Source organism: Pedobacter cryoconitis, from assembly GCF_014200605.1.
GTDB lineage: Bacteria > Bacteroidota > Bacteroidia > Sphingobacteriales > Sphingobacteriaceae > Pedobacter > Pedobacter cryoconitis_B.
This window is the reverse complement of sequence record NZ_JACHCE010000002.1, coordinates 162,867-185,314: the sequence shown is the minus strand read 5'-3', so window position 1 is coordinate 185,314 and position 22,448 is coordinate 162,867. Positions and strand designations below refer to the sequence as shown.

The window sequence follows — 22,448 nt, the reverse complement described above, 5'->3', positions numbered from 1 at the left end:
GTAACGATATGATTTAAAACAATATTAAATCACTTATAAGCTTGTCAGTTAAAATAATTTTTAGATTTTTATAGTACATGGAAAACAGAAGAGATTTTATAAAGAAAGCTTCCTTATTAACCGGAGCTTTAAGTCTTTCAACAATTTTACCAGGATCAATACAAAGGGCATTGGCCATAGATCCTGATTTAGGAACCACATTTTTAGATGCAGAGCATATTGTATTCCTGATGCAGGAAAACAGATCTTTTGATCATGCTTTCGGTTCACTCAAAGGAGTCCGCGGATTTAATGATCCCAGAGCTATCCGTTTACCTAATAATTATCCTGTCTGGTTGCAGAGCAACAAAAAAGGAGAAACCTATGCCCCTTTCAGATTAGACCTTAAAGATACCCGGGCAACCTGGATGAATTCCTTACCACATTCGTGGGAAAATCAGGTTGACGCCCGAAATCATGGAGACTTCAACGGTTGGCTGGAAGCTAAAAGATCCGGTAATAAAGCTTATGCTGATATGCCCCTGACCATGGGTTATTATAACAGAGAAGATATCCCTTTTTATTATGCGCTGGCCGATGCATTCACCGTTTGTGACCATAGTTTCTGTTCTTCACTGACTGGTACAAGCCCGAACCGTACCTTCTTCTGGACAGGGAAAATCAGAGAAGAACAAAACGGAACAGCTAAAGCCCACCTGGATAATGGAGATATTGACGGATCAGAACGTCTTTCGTGGGGAACATTTCCAGAGCGGTTATCTGCACATGGCGTGGACTGGAAAATATATCAGAATGAACTCAGTGCAGGTGTAGGTTTTGAAGGAGAACAGGATGACTGGCTCGGTAACTTTACAGACAATCCAATTGAATTTTTCAAGCAATATCACGTTAAAAGACATCCTGAACATATCATATGGCTAAAAAAAGCGACAGCAGATCTGGCCGCCAAACTGAAAGAAAAGCCAGATCCTAAACTTCAGAAAACATTGGAACGGTATCAGAAAGATTTGGATTTTCTGGAAAAGAATCCGCTTGAATCTTTAAGCCCCGAACAACAGGAATTGCATAAAAGAGCCTTTACAACAAACAGAAACGATCCTGACTTTCATAAGCTGGAAACCATCAGTTACAATGATCAGGGGAAAGAACGGACTACAGAAATTCCAAAGGGAGACGTACTACATCAGTTTCGGTCTGATGTTGACAGTGGAAAATTACCAGCCGTTTCCTGGTTGGTTGCCCCCTGCAATTTTTCTGATCATCCAGGCGCCCCATGGTATGGCGCCTGGTATTTATCAGAAGCCATAGATATTTTAACAAAAAACCCAGAGGTCTGGAAAAAGACAATTTTTGTTCTTACCTATGATGAAAATGATGGGTATTTTGATCACGTCCCTCCATTTACAGCGCCAAATCCTAAAGATCCTTCCACAGGTATTGTCTCCAAAAGCCTCGATACAGATGCCGAGTTTGTACAAAAAGGCCAGAGTAAAAGAGAGAGCCCCGTAGGTTTAGGCTTTAGAGTCCCAATGGTTATTGTTTCTCCCTGGTCAAGGGGAGGTTATGTGAATTCACAGGTTTTCGACCATACCTCATCCATTCAGTTTCTCGAACACTTTTTAAGTCATAAAACAGGGCAGAAGATACACGAAGAAAACCTTACTTCGTGGCGCAGAAGTCTTTGCGGAGACCTCACATCTGTTTTCAGGCCTTACAATGGCGAGAAAATACCAATGCCCGAAACTATAGAAAGAAAGCCCTTTATAGAAGGAATCCATAAAGCTCAGTTCGCCAAACTTCCTGATAACTTTAAAAAATTAGCAGCACATGAAATTGCTGCGGTAGTTAAACAAAGTAAAGGTTCTGCACATCTTCCTGAGCAGGAAAAAGGAATTAAACCTGCTAATGCCATTCCTTATGAAATCTATACACAGGGCGCATTAAATCCAGCTAAAAATCAATTTCAAATAGCACTTACAGCAGGTAATAAATATTTTGGCAAACAGGCAAGCGGAGCAGGGTTTAATATCTACGCCAAAGCTAAAAACTGGTCATTTACAGCAGCTGCGGGAGATACACTCAATTATACCTGGCCTTTAGATACTTTTGAGAACCAGCATTACGATTTGAAAGTATACAGTGTAAATGGCTTTTTCAGACATTTTACAGGCAATGCTAATGACCCGGAAATTATGATCTCCCTGCTTTATCAAAATGAAAAAGGGAAAATTGATAAATTAAACGGCAATGTACTGCTACAAATTAAACGTCTTAAAAAAGGCATCCCTCTTCAATTAACACTGACAGATAATGCTTACCATACCCAAATAACTGATATCTTAATTGGTGCAAAAGAAACCGAAAAACTTGTGCCCATTGATCTTAAAAACAGTCATTCCTGGTATGATTTTACCATTAAAGTACAGGGTAATTCTGCGTTTAGCCAAACTTTTGCCGGCCATGTAGAACATTCCAGAGAAAGTTTTACGGACCCATTGATGGCAAACCTATAAATAAGCTATTTCATTAAAAATTAATATATTAAGAATTCCCCAACTTAACCAAAACCATTATGAAAAAGCTTTTAGTCCCGTTTGCAGTACTCTGCTTACTGGTGAGTAACCAAAAAGTCTCTGCACAAACAGAGCCTCTTATTTCTCCGCGCCCTTTAACCCTGGAAACTGCAAAAGGAAACCTGAAACTTAGTGCAGCAACAAAAATTATTGTTCGTGGTTTACCCACAGAAGCCCTTTATTTAAAAGACAAGCTCTCTGTTTCCACAGGGTTGAATATTCCTGTAACCATTACACCAAAAGCCAGTCAAAACAATATTCTGCTGCAACTGGATGAAAGTAAATCAACCGATTTTGGCAAAGAAGGCTACGAACTGGTTGTCAATGCGAAAGGAATAAAAATAGCTGCAACCGATAAAGCAGGTTTGTTTTATGGTATTCAAACATTGATTCAATTAATCAGTGTAGAGAAGAAAGGCCGGCTGGCGACAGTTCCCTTTGTAACCATTAAAGATAAACCACGTTTTAGCTGGCGGGCCATGATGCTTGATGAAGGCCGTCATTTCAAAGGAGAAAAAGTAGTAAAACAACTCCTGGACGATATGGCTATGCTGAAAATGAATGTATTTCACTGGCATTTAACAGACGATCAGGGATGGAGGATAGAGATCAAAAAATATCCTGAACTAACCAGAATCGGCTCTAAACGTAAAGATTCACAATTAGCCTGGAGAAGCGATAAACGCTCCGGGAAACCACATGAAGGCTTCTATACACAAGAACAAATCAAAGAAGTGGTGCGTTATGCGGCCGAAAGACATATTACCGTTGTACCTGAAATCGAAATGCCGGGTCATGCCACCGCGGCAATTGCAGCTTACCCCTGGTTAGGTACTACAGGAGAAAAAGTAGAAGTTCCGGTGACTTTTGGAAAGTTCAAAGACACCTACAACGTGGCAGATCCTAAAGTCTATACTTTCTTAGAAGATGTCCTGACTGAAGTTATGGCTTTATTCCCTTCAAAAGTAATTCATATTGGCGGAGACGAGGTTTTATATGACCAGTGGAAAAGTTCTCCTCAGATACAGGCTTTAATGGTCAGAGAAAACTTAAAATCACCTGCGGATGTACAAATCTGGTTTACCAATAAGATTTCTAAATTCATTGCCTCAAAAGGCCGCCGTATGATGGGATGGAATGAAATTATGGGTGGTAAAGTACATGAATTTACAGATGAAAAAGAGACGATCGTTAAAGAAAAGCTGGATCAGGGAACTATAGTTCATTTTTGGAGAGGCACCACAGATATGATCACCAGTGCAGCCTCAAAAGGATATGACCTGGTTAATTCTTATCATATTTACACTTATCTGGATTACGATTATAAAGAAATACCGATCAGAAAAGCATACGATTTTAATCCTATACCAGAAGGACTTGATCCTAAATATGATAAACATGTATTAGGCCTGGGTTGTCAGATGTGGAGTGAATTTATTCCTGAAGTAGCAGATATGCAGCGTAAAATATATCCACGTCTGGCAGCTTATGCAGAAGTAGGATGGACTGATTTATCCCGTAAAGACTATACCTATTTCAAGAATACCATGAAGTTGATTGAAGCCCATTGGAAAACAGAAGGAGTTGAGGTAGCAATCGCTGACTACGATGCGCAGACCGAAGAAACCAAAAAATAAAAAAAGGGGGCAATGTATAATTGCCCCCTTTTCAATTAAAATATAGTTAGCCCGTCTGAGGGCAATAAGTATTAATAAAAATAATTTATAGGATTCGTGTTCACTTCCGTTAAACGGACCCTCATTTCAGGAAATTTCTGCTCCAGAATATCCGCCAGTAAGTTCGAAGTGAACTGTTCACTCTCAAAATGCCCGATATCAGCGATAATCAGTTTTCCGTCCGCATCAAAAAACTCATGATACTTAAAATCTGCTGTAATAAAAGCATCCGCGCCAGCTGCAATTGCATTACCCAGCAGAAAACTACCTGAACCGCCGCAAACCGCTACTTTTTTAATTTTCCTTCCAGTATCTTTAGTATGCCTGATCAGGGTAACATTCATTCTTGATTTTACAAATCTCAAAAAGTCTGCCGTATCCATCTCCTCTTCCAGCCAGCCAACCATACCAGCCCCCACAGTATTTAACTTATTTTCAAGCGGATAAATATCATAGGCCACCTCTTCATAGGGATGATTTTCTAACAAAGCAAGCAATACTTTTCTTTCATCCTGAATTAAAAATACCGTTTCAATCCTCGTTTCCGGTTCCTGATGTTGTATCCCATGCTGTCCAACAAAAGGTTGTGTACCAGCCGAAGCTTTAAACGTACCCACCCCCTCTGCATTAAAACTGCACTCACTATAATTGGCAATATTACCTGCACCAGCAGCAAAAAGAGCTTCTCTTAATCTGCCCACCTGTGCTGTAGGGCAAAAAGTAACCAGTTTTTTCAGAACACCATCTTTTGGCGCAAGGATCTTCGCTTGTTTTAAACCCAAACGTCTGCAAATTACTCCATTTACACCATTATGCACACTGTCAAGATTGGTATGGATCGCATACAAAGCGATATTATTCTGAATTGCTTTAACAATAACACGTTCTACATAATTCTTTCCCGTAAACTTTTTCAATCCCTTAAAAACAATAGGGTGATGCGTAATGATCAAATTACAGTTATTCGCAATCGCCTCATCAACAACATCTTCAGTACAATCAAGAGCGACTAAAGCTCCAGTAATTTCCTGATTTATATCACCCGTCAGCAAACCAGAATTATCATAGTCTTCCTGATAGTTCAATGGTGCATAAGCCTCCAGATGTTTCGTAATTACAGCTAATCTCATAATGCGTAAAGATACAATAAGGTTTAGAGCCCTTTAGAATTTTATTGAGATATTGCTCCCATTTTTGCCATTTGCAGACTCTCAAAAGCTACTTTCTGATTGTATTCAAAAGCAAGGTTTTTATAATTCACCAGGTCTATAATTGTACCAATCATACATAACCCATAAGTGAAAAAATAAAGGATTCCCATCCCGATCTGGTTCACTAAAAACCTGGATAATCCAGGTACAAAAAATCCCAGCACACAATACAGTACCATATCATCAGGGTTTCTTCTTTTACTATTATAAATCATTAGAAACCCATTCAATTGCTGCTCATTAAAACCCGCTGTCATAGACTGCAAGTAAGAAAACTCTTGAGGCGTGATGCCCGGAAGCATCATAAATGGTGAGTTGTACATAATCTTTCTCCTTATATTTAATTTATTCTATTCTTTTTCCACTCATCTTGACCAAGTTTTATTATTCTCAGTCCTATAATCACTACCGCAGGCAAACCAAGCCAGTGCTGATGAAAGCTCTCTTTCAGATGACCATGAAACAGCTGCGTAACAGCTCTTCCCAATCCGCAGCCCGGGCACCAGTCCAGACCAAGGTTTGCCAGAGGGCAAAAAGTAAAATGCTGCACCTGGCCATGTCCCTGTGGTTCAGCTATGGCCAGCAGGAATAAACCCATAACCCAGAAAATCAGCTCCCATGGTATACGGCCTAACCGGCTAAGCATCACACTTTTGAATTTTAGAGTCATAAATGGCTGCATTGTTACATATTAGCAAATCATAAATATTATCTTTGTGAAGTGAACATCCGTGACCTGATCAATAGATATAAAACTGATGAGCGCATCGAAGCGCTTGCAAAGACCCTCAACTCGGGTAAAGGTAATAAACTTCAATTAAAAGGTTTAGTTGGCTCTGCTGATGCCGTAATTGCAGTAACTACCTATTTCCTGTTGCATAAACCACAATTATTTATCCTTCCGGACAGAGAAGAGGCCGCTTATTTTATGGCCGATCTGGAAAGTATAATTGAAAAAGAAGTATTACTTTTCCCTTCATCTTTCCGTAAAGCCTTTGACTTTACCCAGGTAGATACCGCCAATGTGCTTGCAAGAGCAGAAGTACTCAATGAACTAAACCATAATTCCTCTTTTGGAAAAATAGTAGTTACCTATCCTGAAGCACTGGCCGAAAAGGTAATCAACAGAGATATTCTGGAGAAAAACACACTTGAGATTAGTCTGGGCGTAAAATTATGCATAGACTTCATTAATGAATTCCTGGTTGATTATGATTTTAACCGGACAGAATTTGTTTATGAACCAGGTCAGTTCTCTATTCGCGGTGGGATTGTAGATATATTCTCTTTCTCCCATGATTTACCTTACAGAATTGAGTTTTTTGGCGATGAAGTAGAGAGCATCAGAACATTCGAAATTGAAAGCCAGCTTTCTGTCGAGGACGTGAAGACCTTTACTATTATCCCTAACGTACAGTCCAAATACCTTACAGAAAGTAATATAAATCTACTCGATTACATCGAAAATGATACTCAGCTCTGGTTTAAAGACGTAGAGTTCACCCTCGATATCATCAAAACAGGCTATAAAAAAGCAGTAGAATTATGGAAAGCACTTCCTGCAAAAGAAAAACAGGAAAACCTGGACTGGATAGATCCTAAGTTTGCTTTCTCAGACGAAAGAATGATCGGCGATATTCTCCATGATTTCTCTCTGATAGAATTTGGAAAGCAATTTTTCTATAAAACAGACCATGTATTTCTGTTTGACACCAAACCACAGCCTTCTTTCAACAAAGATTTCAATCTGCTGATCCACAATCTGAAAGAAAACGAGAAAAACGGCATTCACAACTTTATCTCCAGCTCTTCTCCTAAACAAACTGAGCGTTTGTATGCGATACTGGATGATATTGATAAAACAGCGAAATTCGTCCCTGTCAATATTCAGTTAAGAGAAGGATTTATTGATCCGCAGCAATCCATTGCTTTTTATACCGATCACCAGATCTTTGACAGGTTTTATAAATACAAACTCAAACGCGGTTATCAGCGCAGTCAGGCGATAACCATGAAAGACCTGAGAGATCTGAAACCAGGAGATTTCGTTACCCATATCGATCACGGAATTGGAAAATATGCAGGTCTGGAAAAAGTAGAAGTAAACGGCAAAACGCAAGAAATGATCCGGTTGGTTTATGCTGATAATGACCTGTTATATGTCAATATCAACTCGCTGAACCGTATCGCAAAATACAGTGGAAAAGACGGTACACCGCCAAAAATGAATAAACTGGGTACAGAAGCCTGGGATAAACTCAAAAAGACCACAAAAAAAAAAGTTAAAGACATCGCCCGGGACCTGATCAAGCTCTATGCCCTGAGAAAATCGCAGGTAGGAACTGCTTTCGATCCTGATGGTTATCTGGAAACTGAACTGGAAGCTTCATTTATTTATGAAGACACCCCAGATCAGATGAAAGCTACCAATGATGTTAAAAAAGATATGGAAGCCCCGCATCCAATGGACAGGCTAGTTTGTGGTGATGTAGGTTTCGGAAAAACAGAAATAGCTATCAGAGCTGCATTTAAAGCCGTAGCAAACGGAAAACAGGCTGCGGTATTAGTCCCTACAACTATTCTTGCCCTGCAGCATTTCAAAACATTTTCAGGAAGGCTAAAAGATTTTCCCTGCAAAGTAGATTATATCAATCGTTTTAAAACGAATAAACAGATCAAGGAAACCCTGGCTAAAGTAGAAGAAGGTAAAGTTGATATCATTATCGGGACCCACCGTCTGTTAAGTAAAGACGTGAAGTTTAAATCTCTCGGTATTATGATTATCGATGAAGAACAGAAATTCGGTGTTTCCGCTAAAGAAAAACTCAGAGCACTCAGAGTCAATGTAGACACTCTTACGCTTACTGCAACCCCGATACCAAGAACACTTCATTTTTCACTGATGGGCGCAAGGGATTTATCCATTATGAGCACCCCACCGCCAAACAGGCAATCTGTAAATACAGAACTTCATGTATTTAATGATAAATTGATACAGGAAGCCGTACAATTTGAACTGGATCGTGGCGGACAGGTATTCTTTATCCATAACAGGGTAAATGATTTGCCGCAGCTCGGCGGACTGATACAAACACTGGTTCCAAAAGCACGTATTGGTATTGCACACGGACAATTAGACGGTGATGCACTGGAAGATGTCATGCTTGATTTTATCAATGGAGAAAAAGATGTTTTAGTAGCAACCACGATTATCGAAGCCGGCCTGGATATTCCTAATGCCAATACAATCATCATTAACCATGCACATATGTTTGGTCTGAGTGATTTGCACCAAATGCGCGGACGTGTAGGAAGATCTAACAAAAAAGCCTTCTGTTATCTGTTGAGCCCGCCATTATCCACACTGACCTCCGAAGCAAGAAAACGTCTGAGTGCCATTGAAGAGTTTTCTGATCTGGGCAGCGGCTTTAACATAGCCATGCGCGATTTAGATATACGCGGTAGTGGAAACCTTTTAGGTGCTGAACAAAGCGGGTTTATTGCTGAAATAGGTTTTGAAATGTATCATAAAATACTGGACGAGGCGATACAGGAATTAAAATCTGATGAATTCAAAGAATTGTTCAAGGATGATAAAGAACGTCCTTTTGTTACCTTTACACAAATAGATACCGATCTGGAATTATATATACCAGATGATTATGTAACGAATATTACAGAGCGTTACAACCTCTATACCGAACTTTCTAAGCTGGATGACGAATTACAGCTAACCACGTTTGAAACGTCTTTAAAAGACCGCTTTGGTACTGTCCCGAAGCCTGTAAAGACGATGTTAAATGTATTGAGGTTACAATGGGCGGCTAAAAAGCTTGGATTTGAAAAATTAAGCTTTAAAAAGGGCGTATTAAGAGGTTATTTTATTGCCGATAAACAATCCAATTTCTTTGATTCCCCAATGTTTCATAAAATATTAAACTTCGCCCAGCAGCATCCCCGGATGTGTAACCTGAAAGAAGTAAAAAACACTTTACGTATCGCTTTTGAAGACCTGAAAACCGTGGATGAAGCAATTCAGATGCTGGAAATGGTTCCACAATAAATCAAAACCACATGAATCCGCAATTATTAAACGACCTGGTTACCTTTAAAATGCCTTTTGGTAAATACAAAGACAAAAAGATCTGTGATCTGCCAGAATCATACCTGATCTGGTTTAATAACCAGGGCCTTCCTCCCGGCAAACTGGGGGAACTGATCGGTACGATGTACGAAATCAGGTTAAATGGCCTGGAATATTTGTTAAAACCACTGAAAACAAGATAAACGGAATGACTGTCAGGATGCTATCCGGCAGTCATTTCTCTGACAAAACGCAGTTTATTACCTTCCAGCCTGAACACCCAGTTGAATGCAGACTCTCCGCAAACTTCCTCCTCATCAGGATGTGCTTCTCTATAAGTCTGATCTGAATTTGTACCGTATTGTAAGTTTACAGTATCTCCTTCAATACTGATCCGGTAAAAAGTATAGCAGCCTTCATCCTTTATATGATGTTCACTTGCAAGTTCCTGTTTGCCTTTTAATTCAGACAGATCAACAGCTTTAAACAAATCGCTGAAACCACCCATCTGAAAATAATCATAGATGTCATTAAAGTTTTTGACAAAGAGTTCTTTGCTGATATGACCATCATTAGCTTTTCTTGCCAGATCAAAATCCTCATTAATTTCATACAGGGATAAGGTGGTATCTGCAAGTGGAAAACTGAAATATTTCTCAATCCTGCTGACATCTTTATCGGCAAATGCCTGCTGCATTTGTTTTAGCTCAGCAATGATTAATTTCTTTTTACCCGCATCATCATGCTGATCCCGCTGTGTCTGATCCATAGCAGAATCAGCACTATTTTTGCCCGATCCGGAGTCCGGGCTGCAGGAAACAAAAAATGCTACAAACAGTAAAATAAAATAAACTGATTTATTCATCAGATATTAGTTTAAAACCAGGTATAAATAAGCAAAAACAACTGGGGCAGCTATTAATAAGCCATCAAATCTGTCAAGCAAACCACCATGGCCTGGTAAAAGTGTGCCGGAATCTTTCGCGTCCAGACTTCTTTTCAGCATAGATTCTACCAAATCACCCAATGTTCCGAAACTCACAATTAAAACTGCCATACCAGCCCAGACCAGCATAGATATTTCTTTGAAAAACAAAGAGATGATAAATGAAACCAAAAGACTGGTAAACATTCCCCCAAAGAACCCTTCCCATGTTTTTTTAGGGGAATGACGTTCAAATAATTTATGACTCCCCAGTTTTCTGCCAAACAGATAAGCGCCGGTATCACTGCCCCACAGCAACAACAAAAAAGCCAGGGGTAAATGATAATTATGCGTAGTCCAGTCTTGTATAAAAGCTAAAGAATAGAAAAAACAGAAAGGAACAGTTACATAGACAAAACCAACAAAAGTATAGGCAATATTACCAAAAGGAATCTTGTCTTTCTTGTATAATTCACCCAGAAATACTGCTGATACCATTGGAATGAGTAACAGTAAATATTTAGTTTCAAATTGATACATATGATAGCCTGCTGTCATTAAAAATATCATTGCACTCACAACCAAACCAATATTACGATGAGGCCTGATCCCTGAGGTCTGAATAAGTTTATAAAATTCTGCCAGTGAAAAAACACTTAAAAGCAGGTAAAAAAAAGTAAAAGTATAAGCTCCGAGAAAGATAGAACCTAACATTACAATTGTAAAAAAGAATGCTGTTATTGCTCTGGTTTTCATTCCGTTTCTGTAGATTTTATATAAGCATCCGCAGCGTCGAAATCTTTTTGATTGACTAATACTTCAATGATACCGAAAGTCTGGTAAGACGAATCTTTTTTATTCATAATTACCGCTGCAATATCATTTTCAATTAATCCCTGTTTAATAATCTCTGCTGTAACAGGATTTTCTGTGGTATAAACCTTAACCCAATTGTTCTCCATGGTTCGCCGTGGTTTTGTTTTTTAAATACTTAAATAAAAAGATGCTCAAAATTAAACTAATAACATATCCATACCATGGAAAATTTGAAGAATTATCTGCTTCGGCTAATGGAATATTATGTTTTTGCAAATACCAGGCTACACTAACCGCATAAGCATTGTTCATAAAATGGGCCAGCATGGCATACCATAAACTTCCTGTCCACAGATAAATATAACCAAATGCCGCACCTAAAAAGAGTCTTGGAAAAAAACCAAAAAACTGGAGGTGTATAGCACTGAAAATAAATGCAGAAATCCAGATCGCAACATGCGGATTCTTAAACATCCTGGTAAAAGATCTTTGTACCCCGCCTCTGAACATGAGTTCTTCTCCAATCGCCGGCAGCAATGCAATAACCAGAATATTGATGAAAAAATCAAAACCATTCCTGGTTTTTAATAATAAAATTGTCATTTTCATGGCTTCATCCTCTTTATTTCGCATCCAGTTTTCTACTGGTTTTAAAAACTCAGGCAGTGTCATTTTCTGATTCGCCAAACCAATCGATTCCATTAAAGGCATCGAACAGACCATAATCAGAAAGACCAGCAAAAGAAGTGAAGCTTTTGGTTTAATAAAGCCATAAAAATTACCAATTTTAATTTTTTCTGTCCAGGCAAGCATTAAAGGCGGTAAAATGAACATACAGCCCGTTGTAAGTACTTGCGAAATTTTAAGTACAGCCGCAGAAACCGGGTCACCACTGCTCAAAACAGCAGCATTTCCAAGACCATCTGTTCCATAAACGCCCACAATCGCACCTATACTCAGAACAGAGCCAATAACTAAACCTAGTATAGTATAACAGAGAATCATAAGTAGCTGTATATAAGCATCCTTTTCTTCTGCCTCGTTGTAAATGGAATTCATTATTGGGAATAGTTTGTACCTTTGTCTTTTAATTTTGGATTGAAGATAGAAAAATGTCTGTAAAGATAGGAAATATTGACTTGGGAGAGTTCCCTTTATTGCTTGCACCAATGGAAGATGTAAGCGATCCGCCTTTTCGTTTTGTATGTAAACAAAGTGGAGTGGATATGATGTACACAGAGTTCATTTCTTCCGAAGGACTGATACGTGATGCGGCAAAAAGCAGGCAGAAACTGGACATTTTCGAATATGAAAGACCAATTGGTATACAGATTTTTGGAAGTGAAATTTCTACCATGCACGAAGCTACAGAAATTGCTACACTTGCCAAACCAGACCTGATTGATATCAATTATGGCTGCCCTGTTAAACAGGTAGCTTGTAAAGGTGCTGGTTCTGCCCTCTTGCAGGATATAGATAAAATGGTCAAAATGACTGAAGCAGTTGTAAAAGCAACTCATTTACCCGTTACTGTTAAAACCCGCTTAGGCTGGGATGACAATACTAAAAACGTGGACGAAGTTGCTGAAAGGTTACAGGATATAGGTATTCAGGCACTGACCATTCACGGCAGGACAAGATCACAAATGTATAAAGGAGAAGCCGACTGGCGGATGATCCGGGATATTAAAAGAAATCCAAGGATCAAGATACCTGTTTTTGGTAATGGAGATGTAGACAGTCCGCAAAAAGCATTAGACTGGCGCAGAGAATTTGAAGTTGATGGAATTATGATCGGCAGAGCTGCTATTGGTTACCCATGGATTTTCAGAGAAATTGCCCATTTCTTTAAAACCGGGGAAAAACTTGCCGGGCCTACAGTTGCTGAAAGAGTTGCTGTTTGCAGGGTACATTTAGACAAATCCATTGCCTGGAAAGGTCCAAAAGTGGGTATATTTGAGATGAGACGTCATTATGCAAATTATTTCAAAGGATTACCTGATTTCAAGAATTATAGAATGTTATTGGTAAAAGAAGATAATATTGAAATAATTCATGCTATTTTAGACGAAGTGGCAGATAAATATCATCACATGCTCCTGGAAGGAGAAATGGCTTGATTTTTGAAAACCACTACATAATTAGAATTTAGATTATAATGGTCACAGCGATTACACAAGGCGTTAAGATTTCGGTAGATACGGTGTATCAGGAAGAATATTCTAATCCTGAAAAAGAACATTTTATGTTTGCATACCAGATTTCTGTAGAAAATCTGTCAGATTACGCTATACAATTAATGCGTCGTCAATGGTTCATCTTTGATTCCAATGGCACACAACGTGAAGTAGAAGGAGAAGGAGTTGTAGGTATCCAGCCTGTTATAGAACCAGGGGAAAGTTATTCTTATGTTTCTGGTTGTAACCTGACTACAGATATGGGATCAATGTCAGGAAATTACCTGATGCACCGTATAGTTGACGACAGCGATTTTACAGTAGATATCCCTGAATTTCAACTGATTGTACCTTACCGTTTAAATTAGTTTTTGTTTCTTCCGAATAACATGGATGCATAATATAACAAATTAGCCAATGCACCAAGGGCAGCTACTACATAGGTCATTGCTGCCCACCATAAAGCATCCTTAGCCTGAGCATTCTCTTCTTTGCTGTGCATCACAACCTGATTGTTTTTAAGCCATATTAAAGCCCTTTTACTGGCATCCAATTCAACAGGGAGCGTGATAAAACTAAAAATAGTTATTAATAAAAGTCCTGCAACACCAATCCCCAATACAAAAGGGTTTCCTGTAAAACCAATCAGCAGAATACCTATAATCAGCACCCATTGTAAAAGATTAGACGATATACTGACTACAGGGACCATATTCGTTCTGAATTGCAGCCAGTGATAAGATTTAGCATGCTGCACCGCATGCCCGCACTCATGTGCGGCGACAGCTGCTGCGGCAACACTTCTGCCATAATAAACATCCGTGCTTAGATTAACCGTTTTATCGGCTGGATTATAATGATCTGTTAATTGACCGTCTGCGTTCATTACCCTCACATCGTATATACCATTATCATGCAGCATTTTTTCGGCAACTTCATGTCCTGAAAATCCCGAATTCAACTGCATTTCAGCGTATCTGGAAAATTTATTTCTGAACTTCCATTGTACGAACATGCTCAGAATCAGCATCGGAATTATAAAAAATAAATAGGTTCCCATCTCTTAATTTCTCATTTTACACAATTGTTAAATCAAAAATTGTTCCTATAATTCTTCAATCCGGACTATTCTTCAATTAAATCTCTATTATAAATTTAAACATGCTTTTTTAATTAAAACACAGTCATAATAATTAATTTATTATCAATAAGTAAATTAATTATCACATTTAGCTCAAAAAATAATCAATTTATTTTTTACAAAAACAATTATGTCTTCTAAAAACTTCATAAATTATGAAGTTATTAAACTGAATAATACTAAAATACTTGTTAAAATGGTTTATAATATAGATTTTTGATAAAAATATTAGCAAATGAATATCCTGATTATAATATTGCTTGTTGTTGTCCTGATTGCCCTTTTTTTTATACTCTTAAAAAAACCAGCCGCAGCCAGCAACCAAACTGATCTTTTAAGTCTCAAAGAAGCTGAACATGAAAAGATTTTATCCTATTACAAACAGGAAAAACAAAATCTGGAAGACGAAATCATTGATTTACGTACTGGTTTTATGGACGAAAGAAGTCGTGCAGTCAAAGCAGAAGAAATGCTTAAAGCCCAGTTAGACAAACAATCAGAGCAGGAAAAATATATTGCAGAATTGCAGCAAAAATTCAAAATGGAATTTGAACATATAGCCAATAAGATTCTGGAAGAAAAAACATCAAAATTTACTGCAAATAACAAGGCTAACATGGATCTCATTTTAAGCCCTCTAAAGGAAAATATAAAAGCATTTGAAGAAAAGGTCGACCGTGTATACAAAGCAGAGTCAGACGAGCGGAATATACTCAAAGGCGTCATTTCACAGCTCATGGATCAGAGCAGACAAATACAGGAAGATGCAAACAATCTGACCAAAGCACTGAAAGGGGATAATAAAAAACAGGGGAATTGGGGCGAGGTTATTTTAGAGCGTGTACTGGAACGCTCAGGGCTGGTTAAAGACCAGGAATATCGCATACAATCGAGTTTCAGTACTTCGACAGGCAACAGGGTCCAACCAGATGTAATTATCGATCTGCCGGACGATAAACACATCGTAGTCGATTCTAAAGTATCACTGATAGCCTATGAAAAATACGTTACTGCCGAAACAGAAGAAGAAAGAGAAATATTCGTTAAACAGCATCTGCTTTCTTTAAAAAATCATATTCAGGATTTATCAGGAAAGAATTACCAGGCCCTTTATCAAATTAACTCACCTGATTTTGTATTACTTTTCATTCCTATAGAATCTTCTTTCGGAATTGCTGTTCAAAAAGATGCGGAACTTTTTAATTATGCATGGGAAAGAAAAGTAGTCATCGTAAGCCCTTCCACATTACTGGCCACCCTGCGAACCATTTCCAGCATCTGGAAACAAGAAAGACAAAACAGAAATGTATTGGAAATAGCCCGTTTAAGTGGTAGTATGTACGATAAATTTGTAGGTTTTGTGACTGATATGGAAAGTATTGGACGAAACATCCGTCAAAGCCAGGACGCTTATGATAAAGCGCTTGGAAAGCTATCTTCCGGAACTGGAAACCTGGCTGTTACCGCAGACAAAATAAAAAAACTGGGTGCAAAAACAACGAAACAGATTGATCGTAAATTTTTAGACCCAGCTTTAATAGACGACGAAATCTTATAATTTAAATGCGTTCCATCCCTGAGCTTTAAGCTCATGAACCACATTCGATTTAGAGATCATTTTGCAACCTGATGGTTTATCCGTGATATGCCCGATCACAGTGATATCCACATCATGTTTTAATTTTGTATAATCTTCCTGTTTAATGGTAAATAACAATTCATAATCTTCTCCGCCATTTAACGCGCAAACAGTTGGATCAAGCCCAAGTTCCCTTGCAGTTTCATAAGTCATCGGATCAATTGGAAACTTATCTTCATACAGTGTACATCCCTTTTCAGATTGCTTGCAGATATGCATAATATCAGAAGCTAAACCATCAGAGATATCAATCATTGCAGTCGGAACAATCTTCATCTGCGCAAGCAAATCAACAATATCCCTTCTTCCTTCAGGTTTTAACTGTCTTTCAATAATATAATCTTTTCCTTCCAGATCAGGCTGAATATTAGGATTTTCCAGGAAAATTTGTTTTTCTCTTTCTAAAATCTGAAGACCAACATAAGCACCTCCCAAATCACCTGAAACACAGATTAAATCTCCGTCATTAGCTCCGTTTCTGTAACAGATATCTTCTTTTGCAGCATAGCCAATACTGGTTACACTGAGTACTAACCCCTGTTTACTCGAAGAAGTATCACCACCAATCAAATCGATATTGAATTTATTACAGGCCAGCTCTATCCCTTTATAAATTTCTTCTACAGCTTCCAGAGGAAATTTACTCGAAACCCCGATAGAAACCGTAATTTGAGCAGCAACTCCATTCATTGCGTAAATATCGCTCAGATTAACCTGGACAGCTTTATAACCCAGGTGCATTAAAGGTACATAAGCCAGGTCAAAATGAATTCCTTCCAGTAGTAAATCTGTAGAAATTAACATTTCTTTATCACCAGAATGTAATACCGCAGCATCATCTCCAATCCCTTTAACACTACTCTCGTGTCTTATTTTGAAATTATTTGTCAGGTGTTCAATTAAGCCAAATTCACCTAATTCACCTAATTCTGTACGTTCTTTATTTTCAAACATATTTTTTTTATAAATAATAACCACCGAAATTTCTGTTCGGTTTTTGTCTCTGTTTTTAAGTTTTTGAACTTATTAACAGATGTTAGGAACTCTGAAATACAGCTATTTCCCTATAATCCAAGACTTGCTGATATTTCCAGCATTCTTTCAATTGGTTTTCTTGCTTCTGTTATAATATGCTCAGGTACAGTCACTTCAGGAGATCCATTTTTCAAACACAAATACAATTTTTCTAAAGTATTTCTCTTCATGTAAGGACAATCATTACAGGCACAATTATTATTCGGCGGCGCCGGAATAAAAGTTTTTGTTGGATTAGCCTTTTCCATCTGGTGAATTATACCGCTTTCTGTAGCTACAATAAACTCTTTTGCATCACTTTTGATAGAATAATTTAACAAACCTGTAGTAGATCCGATATAATCAGCCATCTGTAATACTGCTTCTTCACATTCCGGATGCGCAATAAATTTTGCGTTCGGATGGCGCTCTTTTAGCCTGGTTATTTTCTCTCTTGAAAATATTTCGTGTACCATACACGCCCCATTCCATAAAACCAGATCTCTACCGGTTTTTTTAGCTACCCATGCACCCAGGTTTTTATCCGGACCAAAAATAATCTTCTGCTCTTTTGGCAGACTTTCTACAATTTGAACCGCATTTGTTGAAGTACAAACAATGTCACTCATTGCTTTAAGCTCTGCTGTACAATTTACGTAAGTAATAACCAGATGATCCGGGTATTTCTCTTTAAATTTTTTAAACAAATGTGGTGGACAACTATCAGCTAATGAGCACCCTGCCTTCAAATCTGGTAATAAAACCTTTTTTTCCGGAGAGAGAATTTTGGCTGTTTCTGCCATAAAATGCACTCCTGCAAATACAATCACATCCGCCTCTGTTCTGGCTGCTTCCTGGGAAAGCCCTAAACTATCCCCAATATAGTCCGCAACATCCTGAATATCAGGCTCTTGATAGTAATGCGCGAGAATTATTGCATTTTTCTCTTTTTTTAACTTTTCAATTTCCGCAAAAAGATCAAGTGTTGGGTCGATACTTTCTTCTACAAATCCTCTTCTGTTCAATTCTTCTAAGGTATCCATTTTCAACGTTTCAATAATTAATAATTATTTAATATAAATAGATTTCTATTGTTTATTAGTGTGTTAGTAATGTTTGTAACTCCGGGATATTTATTCGTTTTTATAACTTGTTCTATACTTATCCACAAATAAATCACTTTTTTTTAGAAAATATCCGCTGATTTACAATTAGATATTTTTTGGATTAAAAACTTATCCATACTCAGATGTTTATTAGTTATCTGGTAGTAAAAAGTTAATAACTCATGCAAAGTTGCTGAAAAATAACTTAAAATATTGTGTCTAATTCTCATTTTACCTTAGCTTTAAACATTCTTAAATAGTTACTCTATTTATTTAGACAAGTAATCAACATATTTCCAACGTTGTTAACAACACGATGGAATTACAACAATTCAATGAAGAATACAGACTTTTTAGTTATAGGATCGGGGATTGCGGGCTTGAGCTTCGCTTTAAAGGCCGCTAAGCATGGTAAAGTTTTGATAATTACAAAATCAAACGAAGATGAATCGAATACAAAATATGCCCAGGGTGGTGTAGCCGTAGTTGTTGATAAAGATGATTCTTTTGAAAAACATATTCATGATACTTTAATTGCGGGCGATGGACTTTGTGATCCGGCAATTGTGGAAATCGTGGTGAAAGAAGGGCCTCAGCGCATACAGGAGATCATAGATTACGGGATTAATTTTGACAAGGACCCCGCAGGGGTCTATGATCTTGCGAAAGAAGGGGGGCATTCTGAGCACCGTGTTTTACACTATAAAGACGTTACGGGATATGAAATTGAGAGTGTTTTATTGAAACAAATTCATGAAAATCCGAACATAGAGATATTAACACATTACTTCTGTTTGGAGTTAATTACCCAACATCACCTCGGAGAGTTTGTTGACAAGAGTACTAAAGTTATTAACTGTTTTGGTGTATATGCCTTTAACACAGAGCTTAACGATGTGGAAAAGATACTAGCAAAGGTAACTGTGCTGGCTTCCGGAGGTGCTGGTCATGTGTATTCCAGCACTACAAATCCAGTGATTGCAACTGGTGATGGGATGGCGATGGTTTACCGTGCAAAGGGAAAATTGAGGAATATGGAGTTCATTCAGTTCCATCCAACTGCTTTATATAACCCTGGAGAGTATCCATCCTTCTTAATTTCGGAGGCTGTGAGAGGCTTTGGAGGTGTTCTGAAGCGAAAAAATGGTGATGAATTTATGTATGAATATGACGAAAGAGGGTCTCTTGCCCCACGTGATATTGTAGCCAGGGCAATTGATTCTGAGATGAAGAAATCGGGCGAAGATTTCGTTTATCTGGATATCAGGCATCGTTCAAAAGCTGACATTTTGACACACTTTCCAAATATCTATGCGAAGTGTTTATCTATAGGTATAGATATGACTAAAGATTTAATTCCGGTTACTCCGGCTGCACATTATATGTGTGGTGGAATTTTGGTAGACGAATTCGGAAGGTCTTCTATTCAGAATTTATATGCTTGCGGAGAGTGTTCTTCTACAGGTTTGCATGGAGCGAATAGACTTGCTTCAAATTCTTTACTGGAAGCTCCGGTTTTTGCGCACCGTATTTATCTGGATGCAATTGAAAAATTTAAAGAAAGTTTTATTCCTGATCATATTCCGGAATGGAATGATCATGGGGTCGTTCAATCTGACGAAGATATTCTGGTTACGCACAACCTGCGTGAAACTCAAAAATTAATGAGTGATTATGTCGGAATTGTACGTTCTGATTTCAGATTGGAAAGAGCAATGAGAAGATTGTTTCTACTTCACGAAGAGACAGAAGAATTTTACAAAGCCAATAAGGTATCTGTCAAATTATGTGAACTTAGAAATGTTATACAGGTTGCTTTTACAGTAATTAAATCTGCTATGGCCCGAAAAGAAAGCAGAGGTCTGCATTATACAACAGATTATCCCGGGCATTCGGAACAATTAACTGATACTATTTTTTAATCCTAATATATAATATGCCCTTTATTTTACCGGTTTTAGATAAAAATCCCAAATGGGGCGATAATTGTTTTATTGCGCCGAATGCAACTATAGTAGGGGATGTGACCCTGGGAACAAATTGTTCTGTATGGTTTAATGCTGTGATCAGAGGTGATGTAAATACCATTACTATTGGAAATGACAGTAATATTCAGGATGGAGCTGTGATCCATGCAACTTATCTTAAAGCTGCAACAACGATAGGTAACAGGGTCTCTGTGGGACATAATGCGATCGTGCATGGCTGTATCCTCAAAGACCATGTTTTAGTTGGTATGGGCGCTATAATCATGGACAATGCAGTGGTAGAATCCTATTGTATTATTGGTGCCGGATCTGTAGTTCTGGAGCATACGATTTGCGAAAGCGGATTTTTGTATGCTGGTACTCCTGCAAAAAAAATAAAGCCCGTTACTGAAGAGCAACGGGCTTTATTAAATAAACTACCAGACAATTATATTATGTATGCTGACTGGTTCAGATAACTTATTTTTCTTTGGGTAAGGTTATCGTTTCATTTCTGTCCCAGTTGGCCCTTATAGAGAGTTCTTTAGGCTCATTATAAATAGTTTCCGGCTGTATTTTGAGCTTCACATTACCTGTATCCCAGATGCCATTTTTATTTGTATCATAGATGATTCTGATAAAATATCTGCCGGCTCTGTAATTCGCAAACTTTACGGTGGTGTCTTTGGATACCACCAAACTGTTTACAATAGCTTTAGCTTCATTAGTTACTTCCAGCAAATATTGTTTATTGGGTTCAGGAACGATAATTTTTACGATTAATGTGCCGTAGTCATCCTTTTTTGCCAGCTGGAATTTTTTCAGGAATTCTTTATTTTTAGTATCAAACAGACCTGTAAAAGAGCCTTCCTTAAACTTAATTTCATAAATATTATTGGCTCTCCAGGGATACATAATATGATAAGCCAGGAAATCTGAACTGTCTGGGACTACTGTAAAATTGGTTTTTACAACAGAGTCTTCCATCAATATTATCTTGGAAGGATCTACCGCAGTAATCGGGATTCCGAATGTTAATGTAAAAGGTTTGTTCGGGTTAATCAGATTACTTTCTATGTTATCTGTAGCTACAACAGCTCTTTTATAGGTGTCTTTTTTACCCCTGTTAAAGTTAACTGTCTGCAGTAATTTGCCCGCATCAGTAACACTGATTTTAGTAGAATCAAAGCTTAAATCAGTTAACCAGATTTTAACAGAATCACCCTTTTTATTAAATTTCACGAATTTTTTATGGTCAATTTCTTTGGGCTCGGTCACTGTTATCTCCGGCTTTTTAAGTTTTTGATTAAAGCTCATTGAAATACTTCCGTCCGGATTTAATCTTCTGTCATTGATTCTGAATACGGTTGCATCCTCTTTAAAGATCACCATATTTACATTTTGCGTGTCTTTTTTTAAGACAATAGGATCTTTGATAAAGCCAATTTCATCAGAAACCTGCTGATAAATTTTATCACTGCTGGCCTCTTTTAGCGCATATACTTTATACGTATCTGCTCTTAAATTACTTATTTTATAATTTCCACTACTATCTGTTAAGGTATAAATGGAAGCTTTCTTTTTTCCAAACAGACTATCCCTGGATAGGGGAAATACAAAAGCTACACCTTCTATCAATGGTTTTCCTGTTTGCGAATCTTTAATATTTCCAGATATACTTAAGGAATCCAGAGAGGGGCCTGTTGAAAAAACATAGCTCAGATTTTTAACTACATTTCCTTCGTTAACATCCGCAATGGCTTTACCAAAATTTAGGGTATAGGTTGTGTTTTTTTCTAAAGAATCTTTAAATGTTATTTCGAGTGATTTGTCTTTTACCTTTAAAGTAGGCAGGGCTTCTACATCGGGAGAAATTGAAAATTGTTTGTATTGATCTACCAATTTGAAATACTCATCAAACTGAATGACTATTTTTTTTGAAGTAAAATTTCTCGTTAAATTTTTGGGGACCATAGAAAGAACTTTTGGCGGAGTTTTATCTTTAGGACCGCCCTGTGGTCCCGGTCCGATACTCGCGCAACCATAAATCAGGGAAATTCCTGAAAATAGGTAAAAGAAACTCTTTGCGATCTTTAATATGCTGTTTTTAGCCATTTAT

General features: G+C 37.8%; 20 protein-coding genes. 9 read left to right on the top strand and 11 right to left on the bottom strand.

Annotated features, from left to right (window positions below; genetic code table 11):
* Positions 1 to 77: 77 nt before the first annotated feature.
* The gene (locus HDE68_RS06855; protein ID WP_183880314.1) at positions 78 to 2,513 is read left to right on the top strand and encodes a phosphocholine-specific phospholipase C; all 2,436 of its coding nucleotides are present in this window, start codon (positions 78 to 80) and stop codon (positions 2,511 to 2,513) included.
* Positions 2,514 to 2,572: 59 nt separating this feature from the next.
* Positions 2,573 to 4,210 carry a beta-N-acetylhexosaminidase gene (locus tag HDE68_RS06850; RefSeq protein ID WP_183880312.1) on the top strand — a complete coding sequence of 546 codons (1,638 nt, stop codon included), beginning with the start codon at positions 2,573 to 2,575 and terminating at the stop codon, positions 4,208 to 4,210.
* Between the two features lie 71 nt (positions 4,211 to 4,281).
* Here the strand turns inward: HDE68_RS06850 and HDE68_RS06845 are convergent, their stop codons facing one another.
* Genes HDE68_RS06845 through HDE68_RS06835 form a run of 3 tightly spaced genes read right to left on the bottom strand, consistent with a single transcriptional unit; the run spans position 4,282 to position 6,130 of the window.
* Positions 4,282 to 5,379: a Nif3-like dinuclear metal center hexameric protein gene (locus tag HDE68_RS06845; RefSeq protein WP_183880311.1), complete on the bottom strand. Its 1,098-nt coding sequence runs from the start codon at positions 5,377 to 5,379 to the stop codon at positions 4,282 to 4,284.
* A gap of 41 nt (positions 5,380 to 5,420) precedes the next feature.
* Entirely contained in the window at positions 5,421 to 5,783 is a 363-nt protein-coding gene (locus HDE68_RS06840) for a TM2 domain-containing protein (RefSeq protein ID WP_183880309.1), read from the bottom strand.
* Positions 5,784 to 5,800: 17 nt separating this feature from the next.
* Positions 5,801 to 6,130, bottom strand: coding sequence for a DUF2752 domain-containing protein (locus HDE68_RS06835; protein ID WP_260171668.1), 330 nt, complete (start codon positions 6,128 to 6,130; stop codon positions 5,801 to 5,803).
* 51 nt (positions 6,131 to 6,181) lie between these two features.
* On the opposite strand from HDE68_RS06835, the gene mfd reads away from it, so the two are divergent.
* Positions 6,182 to 9,523 (top strand): transcription-repair coupling factor, encoded by a 3,342-nt coding sequence (gene mfd / locus HDE68_RS06830; protein WP_183880307.1) that lies wholly within the window; start codon positions 6,182 to 6,184, stop codon positions 9,521 to 9,523.
* A gap of 11 nt (positions 9,524 to 9,534) precedes the next feature.
* Entirely contained in the window at positions 9,535 to 9,747 is a 213-nt protein-coding gene (locus tag HDE68_RS06825) for a DUF3820 family protein (protein ID WP_183880305.1), read from the top strand.
* Between the two features lie 20 nt (positions 9,748 to 9,767).
* On the opposite strand, the gene HDE68_RS06820 is transcribed toward HDE68_RS06825, so the two are convergent.
* Genes HDE68_RS06820 through HDE68_RS06805 form a run of 4 tightly spaced genes read right to left on the bottom strand, consistent with a single transcriptional unit; the run spans position 9,768 to position 12,344 of the window.
* Complete coding sequence (locus HDE68_RS06820; RefSeq protein WP_183880303.1) at positions 9,768 to 10,409, bottom strand: hypothetical protein; 642 nt, start codon at positions 10,407 to 10,409, stop codon at positions 9,768 to 9,770.
* A gap of 6 nt (positions 10,410 to 10,415) precedes the next feature.
* A complete protein-coding gene (locus HDE68_RS06815) occupies positions 10,416 to 11,225 on the bottom strand; it encodes a phosphatidate cytidylyltransferase (protein WP_183880301.1) in 810 nt (269 codons plus the stop codon).
* Positions 11,222 to 11,431, bottom strand: coding sequence for a DUF2007 domain-containing protein (locus HDE68_RS06810; RefSeq protein WP_183880299.1), 210 nt, complete (start codon positions 11,429 to 11,431; stop codon positions 11,222 to 11,224). Before HDE68_RS06810 ends, HDE68_RS06815 begins: the two co-directional genes overlap by 4 nt.
* Positions 11,412 to 12,344, bottom strand: coding sequence for a CPBP family intramembrane glutamic endopeptidase (locus HDE68_RS06805; RefSeq protein WP_183880296.1), 933 nt, complete (start codon positions 12,342 to 12,344; stop codon positions 11,412 to 11,414). Before HDE68_RS06805 ends, HDE68_RS06810 begins: the two co-directional genes overlap by 20 nt.
* 53 nt (positions 12,345 to 12,397) lie before the next feature.
* On the opposite strand from HDE68_RS06805, the gene dusB reads away from it, so the two are divergent.
* Together dusB and apaG are read left to right on the top strand one after the other, a co-directional pair.
* On the top strand, positions 12,398 to 13,405 hold the full coding sequence (gene dusB / locus HDE68_RS06800) for a tRNA dihydrouridine synthase DusB (RefSeq protein ID WP_183880295.1): 1,008 nt from the start codon (positions 12,398 to 12,400) through the stop codon (positions 13,403 to 13,405).
* Between the two features lie 38 nt (positions 13,406 to 13,443).
* Positions 13,444 to 13,830, top strand: a complete 387-nt coding sequence (gene apaG, locus HDE68_RS06795) for a Co2+/Mg2+ efflux protein ApaG (RefSeq protein WP_183880293.1) — start codon at positions 13,444 to 13,446, stop codon at positions 13,828 to 13,830.
* Here the strand turns inward: apaG and HDE68_RS06790 are convergent.
* Positions 13,827 to 14,522: a zinc metallopeptidase gene (locus tag HDE68_RS06790; RefSeq protein WP_183880291.1), complete on the bottom strand. Its 696-nt coding sequence runs from the start codon at positions 14,520 to 14,522 to the stop codon at positions 13,827 to 13,829. The two genes, apaG and HDE68_RS06790, sit on opposite strands and share 4 nt — an antisense overlap.
* Positions 14,523 to 14,838: 316 nt before the next feature.
* Here HDE68_RS06790 and HDE68_RS06785 point away from each other — a divergent pair, with 316 nt between their 5' ends.
* Entirely contained in the window at positions 14,839 to 16,161 is a 1,323-nt protein-coding gene (locus HDE68_RS06785; RefSeq protein WP_183880288.1) for a DNA recombination protein RmuC, read from the top strand.
* Here HDE68_RS06785 and thiL read toward each other — a convergent pair.
* Both thiL and nadA read right to left on the bottom strand, forming a co-directional pair.
* Positions 16,156 to 17,196 (bottom strand): thiamine-phosphate kinase, encoded by a 1,041-nt coding sequence (thiL, locus tag HDE68_RS06780; protein WP_183880286.1) that lies wholly within the window; start codon positions 17,194 to 17,196, stop codon positions 16,156 to 16,158. The genes HDE68_RS06785 and thiL overlap by 6 nt on opposite strands.
* Before the next feature lie 110 nt (positions 17,197 to 17,306).
* The gene (gene nadA, locus HDE68_RS06775) at positions 17,307 to 18,299 is read right to left on the bottom strand and encodes a quinolinate synthase NadA (RefSeq protein WP_183880284.1); all 993 of its coding nucleotides are present in this window, start codon (positions 18,297 to 18,299) and stop codon (positions 17,307 to 17,309) included.
* A gap of 398 nt (positions 18,300 to 18,697) precedes the next feature.
* On the opposite strand from nadA, the gene nadB reads away from it, so the two are divergent.
* Complete coding sequence (gene nadB, locus HDE68_RS06770) at positions 18,698 to 20,284, top strand: L-aspartate oxidase (protein ID WP_183880282.1); 1,587 nt, start codon at positions 18,698 to 18,700, stop codon at positions 20,282 to 20,284.
* A 14-nt stretch (positions 20,285 to 20,298) separates the two neighbouring features.
* On the top strand, positions 20,299 to 20,808 hold the full coding sequence (locus HDE68_RS06765; RefSeq protein WP_183880280.1) for a gamma carbonic anhydrase family protein: 510 nt from the start codon (positions 20,299 to 20,301) through the stop codon (positions 20,806 to 20,808).
* A 1-nt stretch (position 20,809) separates the two neighbouring features.
* Here the strand turns inward: HDE68_RS06765 and HDE68_RS06760 are convergent, their stop codons facing one another.
* The gene (locus tag HDE68_RS06760; RefSeq protein ID WP_183880278.1) at positions 20,810 to 22,444 is read right to left on the bottom strand and encodes an Ig-like domain-containing protein; all 1,635 of its coding nucleotides are present in this window, start codon (positions 22,442 to 22,444) and stop codon (positions 20,810 to 20,812) included.
* Positions 22,445 to 22,448 lie beyond the last annotated feature (4 nt).